The following is a 15,289-nucleotide window of genomic DNA, read 5'->3' as shown; positions in this document are numbered from 1 at the left end:
GACCGTCGAGGCAGTCAGCCGATGTCTTCCGGCTACTTCGAGGGCATCCCCACCGAGCCGAGGCCGGTCTTGCCCAGGCGCAGGGCGCAGAGGGCCGATCCGATGCAGGCGTCGCCACCCTTGCCAGCACCCAGGAGGCCACCACCCCTGCAGATATTCCGATTCTTATTCCCAATCTTCGAAAAATGCTGGAAAATCCAGCGGCTCCAGGAGCTCCGAAATTCTCCAAGCTCCGCCACTTTCATGGCCGCCTCCAGTGTCGATACGCAGGACTGAACAGTCCGCCTATGCCAGCGGCCGAGATGAAATTCGTCCCACCAGATGAATCTCAGCCTTGGCGGCAAAATACGTCCGCTCGGCCTTCCTCATGACCTCGCCGACGCAAGCGCCGAATCGCGCATCCCCACGCCGGTCACAGATTGTCATGTTCTTTGGCTCGTCAATGGCGAGCTCACCAGCAGCCGGCGCGCCGGACGCCGCCTCCGCCGGCAGATCTTGGAGCCCGGCAGGCGCCGTTTGTCCTGGTCAGCCTGAGCGGCTGCGATACCTACGCACGCATGGCGAGCAACTTCACCACTGAACCACCAGACCCGGCGCTACATCAACCAAGCCGCCAAGCTCCTCGACTTCCACGCCGGCGAAGACGTATACGCCGCCATCGAATAGCAATGCAGCCGTGGCCCAGCAGCACCGAGCCGCCGCAGAACCGTACTGCGGCGGTGGCTGGTCGACCTGCCGGACCTGGATGACCGATCGAACCAGGCACGTATGGCGCCGTGGCCACGTGCGGCCACCTGAGCGCATAGCCAGTATGGGATTTTTCGGCACAAACCGATTCGTTCCAGTCAATTCCCGTCGACGTTCATGGTCGCCTTTGCGCTTCTCGGCTAAATTTCTTTCCCTGGCAAAGGAAAGGGTGAGGAACCTTGGGCCTGTACACCGTCTTCGCGGACTGGGCCAGACGCCACGGCGTCGAGGCGGCCGTCGCCAGCTTTGCGGACTCGTTGTCCGAGGAGGTGGTCGACAAGTTCCGACGTCAGTTCGAGGCCGACAAAGCGAAGGTGCAGGCCGGCGGCCCCCCGATCATCACGGCCGGTTCGGACGACTGGTACAGCGGCCCAGGTGAGTCCGACCGTTACTGGTTGGCTCTGAAGGACCAGTTCAAGGCCGAGAAGTGGCCTGACCAACGCATCAGCTCCGTGGACCACTCGTCCAGCACCGTGGTAGCCCATACCCCCCGACCGGACCGTTCCACATGGGACTCCAAAGGCCTCGTGGTGGGATACGTGCAGAGCGGGAAGACCACCAACTTCACCGCGGTCATCGCGAAGATGGCGGACGTGCGGTACCGCCTGGTAATCGTCTTGTCCGGCATCCACAACGGGCTGCGCCGCCAGACCCAGGTACGGCTGGACGAGTACCTCAAGGACCTCAACCCCGACCGCTGGATGACGCTGACCGGCGAGTCGCGCGACTTCGTCGAGCAGACCCTTGAGGCGTCGGCCGCGCTCAGCGAGGAGAAGACGGTCCTGGCGGTCGTCAAGAAGAACGCGGCCGTGCTGGACAAGCTCATCAGGTGGCTGAGCAAGCCGAACAGCCGGAAGGCACTCGCGTCCGCGCCGGTACTGATCATCGACGACGAGGCTGATCAGGCCTCGGTGGCCACCGGCCGGATCAATCCGCTCATCCGCAAGCTCCTGAGCCTGATGCCGCGGTGCACGTACGTCGGTTACACCGCGACGCCCTTCGCCAACGTCTTCATCGACCCCACGCAGGAAGACCTGTATCCGAAGTCGTTCATCCTCAATCTCCCGCGTCCCGACGGCTACTTCGGCCCCGAGATGATCTTCGGGCGCGACGCCGTCGAGTGGGAGACTGCCGACGAGCAGGGCCCGCCGGACGGTTATGACATGGTCCGCCTGGTCGCCGAGGAGGACGTCCCCTTGCTGCGTCCCGGCAGTAAGGAGCCCGCGGACGGGTTCACCCCCACTATGATCGACGAGTTGGTGACGGCGGTCCGCTGGTTCTGGCTGGCCACAGCGGCACGGCGGGCGCGCGGCGACGACGGCCACAGCACAATGCTCATCCACACATCCGTGAAGATCGCGGTCCACGAGAGCTATCGGGCTCCTTTGCAGTGGCTGCAGAAGCAGGCCGTGGCCGGCCTCGACTCCGGTCATCCGGAGGTCCTCGACGAGTGGCGCAACCTCTGGGAGAAGGAGTCGTCGCGAGTGCCGGCCGAGGACTTCGACCGGACGCAGAACACGTTCGACGAGGTCCTGCCGCATCTGAGCGAGGTCATCGCCACCACGCGCGTCGTCCTCGACAACTACCGCAGCCAGGACCGGCTCGACTACTCCGACGCCTCCGTAGTCGCCATCGCCGTGGGCGGCAACACCCTCTCGCGAGGACTGACTCTGGAAGGACTCGTCGTCAGCTTCTTCGTCCGAGGGGCGACGGCCTACGACACCCTCCTCCAGATGGGTCGCTGGTTCGGGTATCGGACCGGGTACGAGGACCTGCCCAGGATCTGGATGACGCCGAGCCTCGCCGCGGCGTTCCGCCACCTCGCCACCGTCGAGCACGAGATGCGCGACGACATCGACCGGTACCAGCGGGAGAACCTGACGCCGTCCCAGGTCGCGGTACGGATCCGGACACATCCGTCGCTGCGGATCACCGCCAAGATGGGCGCCGCTCAGCCGGCCTTCATCTCCTACGCCGGACGCCGGTTGCAGACCCGGTACTTCAAGCACCGCGACGGGGACTGGCTGGACAGCAACCGCCAGGCCGCGGAGAACCTCGTCCAGGAGGCGGTCCGGCACGGCCAGGTCGAGGACCTGGGCTCCGCCCGACTGATCCACGACGTCCCCGTGTCGCTGGTGAAGACCTTCCTCTCCCGGTACCAGGTGCACGAGGACTCCCCGGACCTCGAACCGTCGCTCATGGTCAAGTACATCGACCGGCAGCTCACCAGCGACCCGCCGAGTCTGTCGATGTGGTCCGTCGCCGTCGTCACCGGCGAGGGCGGGGACGCGAGACTGGGCGGCCTGGACATCAAGTACTCGATCCGATCCCGGCTGAACGACAACAACGCCGAACGCGCCGACATCAAGACGCTGATGAGCAAGCAGGACCGCGCACTCGACCTCGGCCTGACGGCCGCGCAGGCGAGGGCGAAGAGCGAGAGCGAACTCGTCGCCTTGCGCAACAGCCACCCTGTCTGCCACGACCGCGGCCTGGTCGTCCTCTACCTGATCGACCCGACGAGCGAACCCGTAAACCAGCAGCAGAGCGCCGACGTCGAGCACCCGCCGCGCACTGAGCTCGGCGCGGCGCAGCCGGTTGTCGGCCTCGGCATCACCTTCCCCGGGGACGTCCAGACGAAGAGCATCCAGGCCACCCACGTCGCGGTGGACCTCACCGACGTCGAGAGCGAGAACGTCGACGAGGCCCTCGGCGTGGACACCGAGGACATGACGTGACGGACGTAGAAGTGACCATGCTGGAGCGTGCGTGGGCGGTCCTGACCCGGCCGCGCGCGAAGGAACTCGTCTCCTTTCCTCTGGAGGTGACATGCCACGCGAAGCCCTGCCGCGTGGCGCTCGACGGCAAGGGTGCCCGACACCTCCTCGTCCCCGCAGGTGACGAGGAGGTCTCCGTCGATCCCCGGCCGGCGGTGCTCGGCACCGTGGTCCGCAAGCTCGGCTTCGGCGGCGCCGCGATCGCGTACGTCGACGTGTCATGCGCCGAGTCCGATCTCTTCCCGGAGTTCGACGAGGTCGTGACCGACGTGCTGGAGGCCGTGGCGGACGCGCGGCGACCGGCGGCGGCCGCCGTCGCCGCCATCGCACGGTGGCGGCGACTCTTCCGGAGCAGTCTGCTGCGCGGACTGTCGCGTCAGGCCAAACTGGGCCTGTTCGCGGAGCTGGCCGTGCTCTCGGCCCTCGTCGAAGCCGATCCCGGGTTCCCGGTGGATGCCTGGCGGGGGCCGCTCAACGAACCGCACGACTTCGAGGCCGCCGTCCGGTGTCTGGAGGTCAAAGGCGTGAGCACCTCAGGCGACAGCATCACCGTCCACGGATTGGACCAGCTCGACACCCACAGTGGGCGACCGTTGGACCTGGTTCTCCTGCGCGTCGCGGAAGATCCCGATGGCCGGACAGTGAGCGACCTCGTCGAACAGTTACGCGGCGCTGTGGCGTCGCGGGTGGGCCTCCGCACACGGCTCTCGGCGGCAGGATGGTCGGACCGGCCGGATCTACCCGAGCTGGACACGTTCGCGATCGAGGAAGTATTCAGGATCGCGGTCGGCCCCGACACACCTCGACTCGTGCCGTCGTCCCTCGTCACGGGTTCGCTGCCGGACGGCGTCGCAGACATCCGTTATCAGATCGACCTCACCGCTCTGCTTCCGTTCAGTGTCGGGGCGTCCCTGGCCGAGATCGCTGAGGAGGCGGTCCGATGAGCGTTCGTTGGTGGTCCCAGCCATTCGCGCCAGAGGGCTCCGCCGCGGCGGAGGGCATCGTCAAGCAGTTGGGACGACCCGCGCTCGACCCGCTGACCGTCCTGGTGCGGGAGGCGGCGCAGAACAGCTGGGACGCGCACCTGCCCGACGGCGTGGTGGAGTTCCGCGTCGACGTCCGCGTGCTCGGGGACGACGTCCAAACATGGCGTGACCTGCTGCTGCCTGAACCGCCGAGCGAGTCGAACGTCGCCCTCGACAGGGCGCTGCGCCCGGAGGCCGTCGTGCTGGTGGTCTCCGACCGCAACACCAGGGGACTGGGTGGTCCGCTGCGCGCCGGTGAGCGCGCGCACGGCGGAGAGACGCCGGACTTCGTGCAGTTCCTCCGTAACGTCGGGGAGCCCAGCGACCACCAGTTCGGCGGAGGCACGTACGGATTCGGGAAGGGCATCTTCTACCGGCTCAGCCGAATCGGCGCGATCCTCGTGGACACGCACACCGTCGCGGACGATCCCACTGCCCGCCGGCTGATGGGTGCCGCACTTGGCCACAGTTGGTATCTCGGCGAGCGCCGCTTCACCGGCCGCCACTGGTGGGGCCTCGTGGCGGCGGACGACGTACCGGACCCGGTCCTCGCCGCACAAGCCGACACGATCTCGAAGTCGCTGAATCTGCCGGGATTCGACGACGGCAGCACCGGTACGGACATCGTCATCCTGGCCGCCGACCTGGGGACCGTCGGCCCCGAGGGAGACGCACGTGACCGCACTCCTGAGGAGGCCGCGACCTTCATCTCGTCCTCGATCCTCTGGAACCTATGGCCCAAGATGGTCCCGGACGAGCACGGACGTCACATGCGCTTCGTCGTGGGCGCCAACGGGGCGGCCGTCCCCGTTCCCGAACCCCACACCTTCAGCGAACTTGCACCCTTCGTCGATGCTCTGCGCGAGGTCAGGGCAGGCGACGGAGTCTCCTACTCACGTACCGTCCCACCCAAGCACGCCGGCACCTTCGCCATGGCCTTGGACGCCGCCGACAGTGCGAGCACACGCCTTCTGATCAGCGCGGCGAAACCGTTCGAAGGCCCGTCCCATCACGTCGCCCGTATGCGGGTCGCCGAGCTTGTGGTCGATTACCTCCCTGGTCCGCCGCATCCCGACCCCCGCCTCGCCTACGCGGGCGTGTTCAAGGCGTCCGAGGACGCCGACGCGCTGTTCGCCTCCGCCGAGCCGCCCACACACGACGACTGGATCTCCAAGGGCCTGACCGGAACCGCACGAGGAGTCGTCCAGGGAGCACGCACCTTCGTGCAGAAGCAACTGGACGAACGGCTCGGGCTCGGCCCCCAGACCGGCGGCTCAGGCGGCCAGGGACTGGGGCAGCTGTCGGCGCTGCTCGCCGGCATAGTCCCCGCACGGTCGAGCCAAGGTCCGAAGGACGACGACGCCGGTGGCGGAGGAGCCGGGCGAATGAGCACCAACGGCAGCGGCTCCGGTGGCGGCTGGAATAGTGGCGGCCACGCAAGCGGTGCGTCACCACGACGAGGAGGAAGACCTCGATTGCACGGAAGTCCGATGCTGCTGGTTCACGAAGGAAAGCCGTATCTGGTCGCCACCGTCAAGGTCCCTGCGGGGGACGCCACAAGAGTCCTGTCCGCGGACGTCGAGGTCATCGTGGAAGGAGGCGGCCGCGAGAGCGAACCCCCGCTCGGTGCCGCCGTACCGCAGATCATCCAGTGGCAATCCGCTACGGGAGCCGTTGCACGCGGAAGGACCGTCGTGATACCCGCGGGCGAGGAGTCGGACTGGTACGTCTACGCCACGCACGTACCCGACGCCGTCGTCCGTTTCCGAGTGAGCCAGGTGACGTCCGATGCCGGCTGACGTCCGCCCTTACCTCGTCCCGCATCCGGGCACTGTTGTGTGGGAACCGTGGTTGCTGCTCGACGCGGATGAGTGGAGGCCCATGCCGGACGCGATCGACGGCTGGGATCCGGGCACGGATCTGCGAGCAGCACGACGGGTGCGGGTCGATGTCGCTCGCTTCGTTCAGGAGACAGGACTCGATCTCACGGACGTCGCAGTGACCGTCTCCTGGACCAGCTCGACAACCGACATGACGGAGGCCGCGCCATCGGCGATATTCACCCCGAACGGCATGGCGTCGATCGACACGACGCTCGTCGGCGAGCGTCTGTCCGGAACCCTGTCGCTTCGCACCACCATCAGTCTCGCCGGCACCTCAGTCGGGCGAGAAGTAGGCGTGGCCCGGGTACCCGGCTCGGTGCTCGCGGAACACCATCAACGAGTGCTGCTGGAGAGCATGTCCTCCATGTTCCCGGTGCACGAGATCGACTTCTCCCACACACGGCTCTCCCCCACGGCCAGTTGGCATCTGGAAACGAGCACGGATCTGACCGCCCCCTTCTACGGGACGTTTCGCGTGCTCATCAACAAACGTGACCGCGAGCTGCGTACGGCGGTCTCCCGCGGTGCCAAGGACAAACGTCAGCAGGGCCTGGTCGATGAGCTCCAGGCGGGCGTCGCCACCTTGCTCCTGGAGCTCGCCCTGCACCTCCGCGCCGAACTCGCGGAACGCGAGGAATGGCCGCCCGACAGCGTCGGGGATGTCCTGGCGAGAACCATCGCCGCTTCCCCGCTGCATGTCGTCGCCCCGCCCTCGGCAGTGGACCTCGCGGAGTTCAGGACCCAGATCTCAGGTGCGGTGAGGAACCTCGGCAGGGGGCGGATCTTCCAATGAGTGAACTGTGGCCCCATCTTCCCGCAGTCGTGGGGGCAACCATGTACGCCGAAGTCGCGGCGGGGCGACCTCCCTCCCCGCAAGACAGCCATCCCGAGCAGACGTGGGCGCCCGTCGGAGGTCGTGTAGCACCGAAGCGAGTACGGGAGCTGATCGACGCCATCTCGATGTTGGCCAGTGAGTACGGCTTCCCGGCCGCGGCCGGCACCGACGCGCGGATCTCCTTCGACCGGGACGCGGCCAAAGTGATCCGCGGTCAACTGGACCTGTCGTGGGCGGAAGCGGGCAACAGGGATCTCTGGTCCTTCCTCTCCCTTGTGGCCCTACCGCACGTGACCATGTGGCGCTTCGGGGCGAGCAACAAGGAACGTTGGATCGCCACCGACCTCACCCGGCACACCTGGGCCCGGCTGTGGTGGCAGGCCGTGGTGTTCGCCGGCCACGAGCACATCCTGGCCGCGCTCAGCGAGAGCGACCTCAACCAGCTTCTGGAACGTCGGAGCATCGGCGGTGATCCTCGTCTCGTGCGGGAAACCGCCCGAGCGGTCACAGAGCTCACCGCAAATGCTTCCCGCAGAGCAGTAATCCGCGATGTCACGGCCCGACTGCGTCGATACCTGGCTTTCCTGGACGTGCGAGCCCTCTCTGATCAGCAGGTCCGAGACATGTGTCATGCATTGACGAACGAGACAGTCACACGTTTCGAGACCGACGCACCCGGGCTACCAGGAGAATCCCGGACCTGATTTAGCGCGAAAGTGCCCGTCCCGTCCATGACGCTGGCGATCCGCGCCCGTCACCCAACGAGTGTTCTCACGGAGCGCGAACATCAACTGCGAAGAACCGCATAGATGGCTCCGGCGATGGCCCGACCAAGCGGAATGGGGACAGCATTTCCGATCTGCTTTGCGATTTCGAGCTTCGACCCGCACCATCTGAAGTCGACGGGAAACCCCTGGATGCGGGCGGCTTCGTAGTGGGTGATCGGTCTATGCGCGGTGGGGTGAAGATATCTCCCCTTTTCAGGTTTGAAGAACTCCGTCCTGATGGTGACCGAGGGTTCGCCTAAACGAAGCCGTCCCATGACGTCGCCCGCACCCGTCCTGTGACTGTCCCAGCTCTTCGTCGACAAGTATTCCACGCGCGTACTCACACCTTCGGGCTCGGGTTCTCCGAAGATGCGGATAATGCCATCAACATCCAGCGTGTACCATTTGCCATAGAGATCGTTCCTGTTGCCACCAGGAGGGATCGCACGGTAGCGAGCCCGGGACAGAGGCTCAGGGTTACGGCCGATGTGCAGCTCTCCCGTTGTGAAGACGCCCGGGACATAGTCATCGATCTCTGCAAAGCGTACGCGCCGGGAGGGAAGCCCGGTACCGCGGACCCTCATGACTGCCGACTCGTCGAATACGCTGTCGACGGGGAGCCAGTGGGCAGGCCGCGATGAGTCGAACAGAATTCTCTGATCAGCGGACCGCGCGTTTCTCCCTTTTGCCTTCGGGTGCGGGACATGAGATGCAGCCGGATATCTGAAGTCCACAACTTCACAGATATCCTTGCGTATACCGATTACCACGGCTCGTCGCCGTGCTTGAACGGCGCCATAGTCGGCAGAATTCAACAGGTACCTGTTGGCCCAAGCAGCCGGCGAGTCATCCGCTTCCGCACCCGGAGGAGCCGCCAAGTGGTAGCGCTCGAGCAGCCCATGCGGTTGGACTACCTTGAGGAGGTCTTGAAATTCATCCGATTTCAAGAAGCGGTCGACGTTCTCGATGACGAAAATCTTGGGCTGGATTTCCGCCACAATGCGAACGAATTCCTCCCACAGCCGATTGCGCTCCAGGCCGAACTTCTTCCGATTCAACGCCGAGAAACCTTGACACGGAGGGCCGCCGATGATCACCTCTGCGTGAAGGTCCTCTTCGGTGGGTTCCCACTTCTCGATGTCGCCGACGTGGACGCGCGTGTCGGGTCCTACCCGATTGGCGCGGAGGCTGCCGAAGTTGGCAGCGAACGTGGCCGCAGCAGCGGGGTTGTGCTCCACTGCTGTGATGCTGCGGAACACCGGACCCAGGCTTGCCGCTCCTTGAGGGCGGAACTCGTGGAACCCCTGGGTGAAGCCACCACAGCCGGCGAAGAGATCGACGACCGTGATGGGGTCGGTGGTTCCGTTGTTGTGCATGGGCTGATTTTAGCTGCGAAGCGCTGCCGCGATGCTACAACTGATCGCCGTCGCGGCAGGCGTCGTCGAACACGCCGAGCGCGCCGGCGTCACTCGCGCCGCCCACCCGTCATGGCAGCGTAAAGATCATGTTCGACGATGACAAGGCTGAGCCTTGAAGGCATAGCCATGGCTGCTCAATGCTCTCATGAGCGGGGCGCAGGCCGTAGCACCCTACTGCCGCCAGCGGGGACGTCGAACTGCCGCTGGTCATCACCTGCCTTAGAGCTCGGTGAACCACAGAAGCCGGACTGCGATCGAGTGCTCAACATCCTTTCGACACTGCACATAGCCGCGAGGATCCGGCAAGTGGCGAAGGTCTGAAACCAGGGGGACCCCAACGGCGCTGCCGACTGTATTGAAACACGACGAGCTCCATTTGTGGTGGGGGCTGGGAAGTCATGTTCCGAACAAATGCCGCCGCTCTCGCACAACTGCCACAATGCTTTTCGCTGCCTCTGTCGGATCCTCGTGCTCCCAGACACGGATGGGCATCCAGCCAACGTCAGTCAACTTCTGGTCGGTGTCCCGATCGCGTTCCCGGTTGCGGTTGATCTTCTCACGCCAGAAATCGGCATTCGTTTTCGGCCACGTCGCATGCTCAGGGCAGCCATGCCAGTAGCACCCATCGACGAAGACGGCCACGCGCGCTGGCCCGAACACGACATCCGCCTCACGACGTAGATCGGATACGGGCCGCCGATGCACGCGGAAGCGGAGGCCGGCGCGGTGAAGCTCCTTGCGTAGCAGGACTTCGACCTGTGTGTTCCGACTGCGCTGACGACTCATGCGGTGACTCACCGCGGGCGTGGTGGTCAAAAGTCGCATCAGAGCACGCCCTCTCCTGTTAGCCGGCACATGCCGTTCTCGGTTCCACGCAGCGCGATGACTCCATTCCCGTCGATGTAGGCCACGACCGAGCTTCCGCGCGACAAGACGGCCTCGCCCGGCGTCCAGAGGGAAGGCTGCTTCTGCAGTCCTATCCCCCCGACTGGCTGCAAAGGCCTCCTGATCACGGTATACAGCCTGCCATAGCCGTGTGGCAGGGAAAGCACTGAGGTGACGAGGGTGGCTCCGTCGGGCACCTTCCGCATCTTGGTCCCGTGCAGGTGGATGACCGCCAACCCGACTCTTCTGCAGCAGTTTTCCAGCAACGTTTACTCACGGGCGACGCCCTCCCCACGTGCCCGCGACGTGGGGACCTTCATTGGATGCAGTGACATGCGCTGGACAATCTTTGGTCAGGCAGGGAGTGGCGCGAGGCATCTCCGCACGTCGGAGCGATAAACCAGTCATACAGCAACCGCCCCTCTACTGCGGACGCCGATCAGCCTGGGCATCACCGGTCACTTTGGGTTACAGGCCACGGCTTGAGCGATCTGCTCCCTCTGTCCCCTTGGCGCCGGCGGCAACAGCCGGACCGAAGCCACTCCGCGCGTCGCCAGGAACTGCGCAGGTGTGACTTTGACCGACCGCTGCCATGGTCGAGACCGCTGGATGGCACAACCGGACAGCCATGACCCGGATGCTGCAACTGATCAGGAACCGCGCATTACCCCTTTCGGCCTTGTGTTCGATATAAAGCGAATGTAAAGATCAACAAGCTTTTTCCCCTCACACCGATTGAGGTGTTCTTGAACGCAGCAACGCGATCACGACGTGCCCGCAATCGATTACTGTCCGCAGTAATCGCGCTGTCCATGACCACACCCTTCCTCCTTACGAATCAAGCAGCCGCCCAGGAATCTCCCACACCGAGTCCCTCCGCGAAGGAGGCCACGCCGCTCGCGCCGGTCGACGCGGCCAAGGCGGAGGCGAAGAAGGCCGGCCGCCAGGTGGAGATCCCCAGCCTGCAGACCGAGGCCTCGACCACCTACGCCAACAAAGACGGCAAGACGCTCTCCACCGAGTTCTACACCGACCCCATCCGCGTCAAGCAAGGCAACAACTGGCAGCCGGTCGACACCACACTGGTGACCGAGAACGGCACCATCAAACCGCGCGCCACCAAAGCCGGCCTCACGCTCTCCCCCGGCGGCAGCACAGACTTGCTCACCGCGAAGAACCAGTCCGACGGGGCAACCATCAAGATCTTCGCCCCCCGTAAGCTGTCCGCTCCCAAGCTGTCGGCCAACAGAGCCGAATATCCTGACGCTTACGGCCCAGGCGTCGATCTCGCGGTCATCGCGACGCCCACGGGGTTCCGGCAAGAAGCGATCATCAGACAACGACCGGCCAACCCGCTGGAACTTCCCGTCCCGGTCCAGCTACCCGCCGGCCTGACCCTTGACGAGACCTCGTCGGGCAAGCCGGTCTTGCGCGACAGTGCCGCCAAGGCCAAGCGCCGCACCACCGAGATCCCAGCCACGCAGTTGATCGACGCCGGCGCGAATCTCAAGGTCGGTGAAGAAGGCCATGTCGGCAAGGTGACCACCGCGGTCGAAAAGACCACAGCGGGGCAGGCGCTCATCTACAAGCCCGACGCGGGCTTCCTCGCCAGTCCGGACGTCACCTACCCGATCACCCTCGTCGTAGCGGACGACACCGTCTGGACCCAGCTGCCCAACGGCAACGACACGTTCATCAACAACTCCTCTTACCAGAACGGCTACGCCAACAGCGGCGCTTACCACCTGCAGGCCGGCATGACCAACAGCGGAACGGTCCGCTGGCGGACTTACATCCGTTTCGAGGACATCCCTCAGGACTCTCCGCTGCGCGGCGGACGGGTGACCAATGCCGACCTCGTCCTGTGGAACATCGACTCCAACGACTGCGGCCTACGAGTCGGCTCCGGCATCACCGCCCGCAGGATCATCGAGCGATGGGACGTCTCCACTCTCACGTGGAGCAACCAGCCGAGGGTGACCGACGAGGCTGCCAACACCGAACTTGGCGCCTACAAGCCGGGATGCAGCCGCGGCTACATGAACTATGAGCACGACCTGATCCATTACGTGAACGGCATCGCCCAGAAATGGGCTGACGGCGAGCCAAACTACGGATTCCAGCTCACCTCCGGCAACGAATCCGAGAACACCAACTGGCGCGCGTACCGCTCGAAGGAGTACGTCTCCACCGGCGACGCCCACGGCCCCAAACTCATCATCGGGTACGAGCCAAAGGCCGTCGACGTCGACAGCTGGCAGTACGGCGAATTCGAGCCGACGCCTGAGCAGCTCAATGACATGCACGCCAGGCAGACCGAGGACACCGTCGCCCCGTTCCGGATTCCGACGGAGGAGGAGTCCCGCCAGGCTGCGCTCACCTCCCCTCACTACGTCGTGGTCAAGGCCGAGGATTCGGTGCCTCCGGCTGAGCTGACACCGGAGGAACTGGAGTGGGAGGCCACCCAGACCGGACCGGGCTTCGAGGAGGCGCCAGAGCCGGAAGAGCCCGATGAAACGCCGCCTACAGTGATGAGCAATCCGGGTCACGGAGCCGTCGGCGTGCCAACGGATGTCAAGGTCCGTGTGGCCTTCTCCGAACCGGTGACCGGTCAGACCTTCGCACTGAAGGAGTCGGCTGGAACCGACGTCCCCACCACAGTGACGGCGCTGTCCGAGTCGGAGAACGAAGGCTTCGAACTGACTCCGGAGCAACCGCTGAAGGCGGGGACCGGTTACCGGCTGGAAGTCCGGGCGGCCAAAGACGCGGCCGGCCACACGATGACGGACTACACCGCCTCGTTCACCACGAAGGGCGACGGCACCTCACCAGAGTGCACGGTGCCGGCATGGAGCGCTCAAGAGCAGTATTTCTACGGCACCAAGGTGTCTCACGACGGCAACGTGTGGCAGGTGACCTCGATCCAGGCGCAGGTTGGCGTCGAGCCCGACCAGAGTCCGGACTGGAGCAACCTCGGACCATGCGAAGGCGGGGAGCCGACCCCTGTTGAAGGGCTGGTTGCCGCTTATGGCTTCGAGGAGGGCACCGGGACGGTCACGGGCGACAGCTCGAATCACGGCAACAACGGCACAGCGTCCAGTACCGAGTGGGTGACCGGCAAATACGGCAAGGCCCTGTCTTTCGACGGAGAAAGCAGCTTGGTGACCATCGCGGACGCCGAATCACTGCATCTGTCGGACGGGCTGACGTTGTCGGCGTGGGTGAAGCCGGCGTCCATCGGCACCTGGCGCTCGGTACTGATGAAGGACCTCAAGAACGGTGGTTCCTATGGCCTGTACGCTTCCGGCGGCAGCGGAGCCCCGTCGGGCTGGCTGACTCCTGAGGGGGGCAACGCCGCGAGCTTCTCTGCCGATCAGCCTCTGGCACTGGAGCAGTGGAGCCACCTCGCGCTCACTCACGATGGTTCGACGGCACGGCTCTACGTCAATGGCGAGCAGGTGGCCGTACAACCAGTCGGAAGGCTCCTCCTCGATGAGGGCGCCCTGCACATCGGCGGCAACAGCGCCTGGGGCGAGTTCTTCCACGGGATCATCGACGAAGTACGCGTCTACAACCGGCCGCTCGACGCCGCTGCCATCCAGGCCGACATGGCCGCGCCGGTGGCAACTCCAGGACTTAGCCCGGCCTCGGTCCCATCCTCGACTCCTTCCGTGCGCGCGAGTGCGAAGGTGATCGCGAACGCACGAGACAGGGCGCTGGCCGCGGCGGATGACGACGCCCGCGTCGTCGACTGCTGGAAGAACGAGGCCAAGGCCAGAAGCAAAACCGATGACGGATACCTCGCGGGACGGCTCAACTGGTGCGCCATCCAGAGCCTGACGAGCGGCTCGTTGGCCTTCGGCCCGCCCCCGCCGGGAAGTGACACGAGCAGCAGGTCTGGTAACGGCATCACGTCGACCGTCACGATGATCGGCTACACCTATCCAGCGGGAAAGGGAAAGACGGACCGCATCATGCAGTTCAGGATCTCCCTGAAGAACGTCATCCCGATCGGCCTGACATACAAGCAGAAGGCGTACATCGCCTTCGGCTCCAAGAGCGAGGACGGCTGCAAGACCCTTGGGGACACCTACGTCCAGGGCAAGTGGGACGAGTGGAATACCGGCAAGGTCGCCGCATTCACCTTCCAATCGGAGGAGTCCAACGGCATCGGTCCGGACAAGATCGAGCACTGCCATCCGAAGTTCTATGCGAAGGTGTGGTTGCCTGACATCCCGTCGACAAAGCCCCGCTATTTCTGGTCCGACGCCACCCCGCAGGTCCGCTGCGACTCGGCGGCATACATCTCCAAGCTAAGGGGCAGCGGCTGCGTCTTCGACAAGGCACAGCTGGTCTACAAGACCACCGAGATCTATGGCGGCAAACCCTGGCAGGCAGATGACCCACAGAACGTGGAAACCGCATACCGCAACGTGCCAGGCCACATCTGGACGGCTTTCAACAAGCCCCAACTGACACAACCGGCGACGAACACGAACAAGGTGATCCCGGGATCGATCAACGGGCCCTACCCCGGCCTCGTGCGTACCGCGAGGGCTTACTGGAAGGAGAAGAACAACGAAAAGGTACGCAAGTTGTGCCGAATCCTCTTCTCCGATTTCGACCGTAAGGACGCGGTGCTGGGTAAACCTGCCACCGACAAGGACGGCAACCCCGCAGCGGACCGGCGCGTTTACGAATGCGACGAGTACCCGTTCGAGTCCACGATCCAGGGCGCTTGGACGTCACGCAACAGGAGTGAACAGGACGGACTGCGCTACTCGATCAGACCCGTCTACTGGCGGAACAACGGGCGTGATGGGAGCCAGCTCGGCTCCTTCTACAACGACAACCGCGTACTCGGCGTCGATGGCAAGGAGCGCCAGAACGAGCAGGACCGGTTCTTCGTGGACGTCAAAGTACCCGGCTACTAGCCTGTAGCCCTCATCAGC

Annotated in this window: 8 protein-coding genes; 6 read left to right on the top strand and 2 right to left on the bottom strand. The window is 64.8% G+C overall.

The features are described 5' to 3' along the window. Positions 1–1,286 precede the first annotated feature (1,286 nt). From HT134_RS24610 to HT134_RS24590, 5 genes are all read left to right on the top strand, one after another. Positions 1,287–3,485 carry a Z1 domain-containing protein gene (locus tag HT134_RS24610; protein WP_175602822.1) on the top strand — a complete coding sequence of 733 codons (2,199 nt, stop codon included), beginning with the start codon at positions 1,287–1,289 and terminating at the stop codon, positions 3,483–3,485. Then, positions 3,482–4,468 (top strand): PD-(D/E)XK motif protein, encoded by a 987-nt coding sequence (locus HT134_RS24605; protein ID WP_175602821.1) that lies wholly within the window; start codon positions 3,482–3,484, stop codon positions 4,466–4,468. Before HT134_RS24610 ends, HT134_RS24605 begins: the two co-directional genes overlap by 4 nt. Then, positions 4,465–6,348, top strand: coding sequence for a hypothetical protein (locus HT134_RS24600; protein WP_175602820.1), 1,884 nt, complete (start codon positions 4,465–4,467; stop codon positions 6,346–6,348). The genes HT134_RS24605 and HT134_RS24600 overlap by 4 nt, the downstream gene beginning before the upstream one ends. A gap of 82 nt (positions 6,349–6,430) precedes the next feature. Continuing rightward, positions 6,431–7,225 carry a hypothetical protein gene (locus tag HT134_RS24595; protein ID WP_175602819.1) on the top strand — a complete coding sequence of 265 codons (795 nt, stop codon included), beginning with the start codon at positions 6,431–6,433 and terminating at the stop codon, positions 7,223–7,225. 41 nt (positions 7,226–7,266) lie between these two features. Next, entirely contained in the window at positions 7,267–7,971 is a 705-nt protein-coding gene (locus tag HT134_RS24590) for a DUF6339 family protein (protein WP_175602818.1), read from the top strand. Positions 7,972–8,054: 83 nt separating this feature from the next. Here the strand turns inward: HT134_RS24590 and HT134_RS24585 are convergent, their stop codons facing one another. Beyond that, positions 8,055–9,410 carry a DNA cytosine methyltransferase gene (locus HT134_RS24585; protein WP_175602817.1) on the bottom strand — a complete coding sequence of 452 codons (1,356 nt, stop codon included), beginning with the start codon at positions 9,408–9,410 and terminating at the stop codon, positions 8,055–8,057. Between the two features lie 438 nt (positions 9,411–9,848). Continuing rightward, positions 9,849–10,277, bottom strand: a complete 429-nt coding sequence (locus tag HT134_RS24580) for a very short patch repair endonuclease (RefSeq protein ID WP_246365271.1) — start codon at positions 10,275–10,277, stop codon at positions 9,849–9,851. An 872-nt stretch (positions 10,278–11,149) separates the two neighbouring features. Between HT134_RS24580 and HT134_RS24575 the strand changes: the two genes are divergently transcribed. Beyond that, a complete protein-coding gene (locus HT134_RS24575) occupies positions 11,150–15,271 on the top strand; it encodes a LamG-like jellyroll fold domain-containing protein (RefSeq protein ID WP_175602816.1) in 4,122 nt (1,373 codons plus the stop codon). Positions 15,272–15,289 lie beyond the last annotated feature (18 nt).

Origin of the sequence: Nonomuraea rhodomycinica (genome assembly GCF_013363995.1) — a bacterium.
GTDB classification, from domain to species: domain Bacteria; phylum Actinomycetota; class Actinomycetes; order Streptosporangiales; family Streptosporangiaceae; genus Nonomuraea; species Nonomuraea rhodomycinica.
The sequence above is the reverse complement of the archived record's forward strand: the minus strand, read 5'-3'. Positions and strand labels throughout refer to the sequence as shown.

Coding starts and splice junctions, on each gene's coding strand:
- HT134_RS24600 (WP_175602820.1), top strand. CDS start 4,465: ATGAGCGTTCGTTGGTGGTCCCAGCCATTCGCGCCAGAGGGCTCCGCC.
- HT134_RS24595 (WP_175602819.1), top strand. CDS start 6,431: ATGCCGGACGCGATCGACGGCTGGGATCCGGGCACGGATCTGCGAGCA.
- HT134_RS24590 (WP_175602818.1), top strand. CDS start 7,267: ATGTACGCCGAAGTCGCGGCGGGGCGACCTCCCTCCCCGCAAGACAGC.
- HT134_RS24585 (WP_175602817.1), bottom strand. CDS start 9,410: ATGCACAACAACGGAACCACCGACCCCATCACGGTCGTCGATCTCTTC.
- HT134_RS24580 (WP_246365271.1), bottom strand. CDS start 10,277: ATGCGACTTTTGACCACCACGCCCGCGGTGAGTCACCGCATGAGTCGT.
- HT134_RS24575 (WP_175602816.1), top strand. CDS start 11,150: ATGACCACACCCTTCCTCCTTACGAATCAAGCAGCCGCCCAGGAATCT.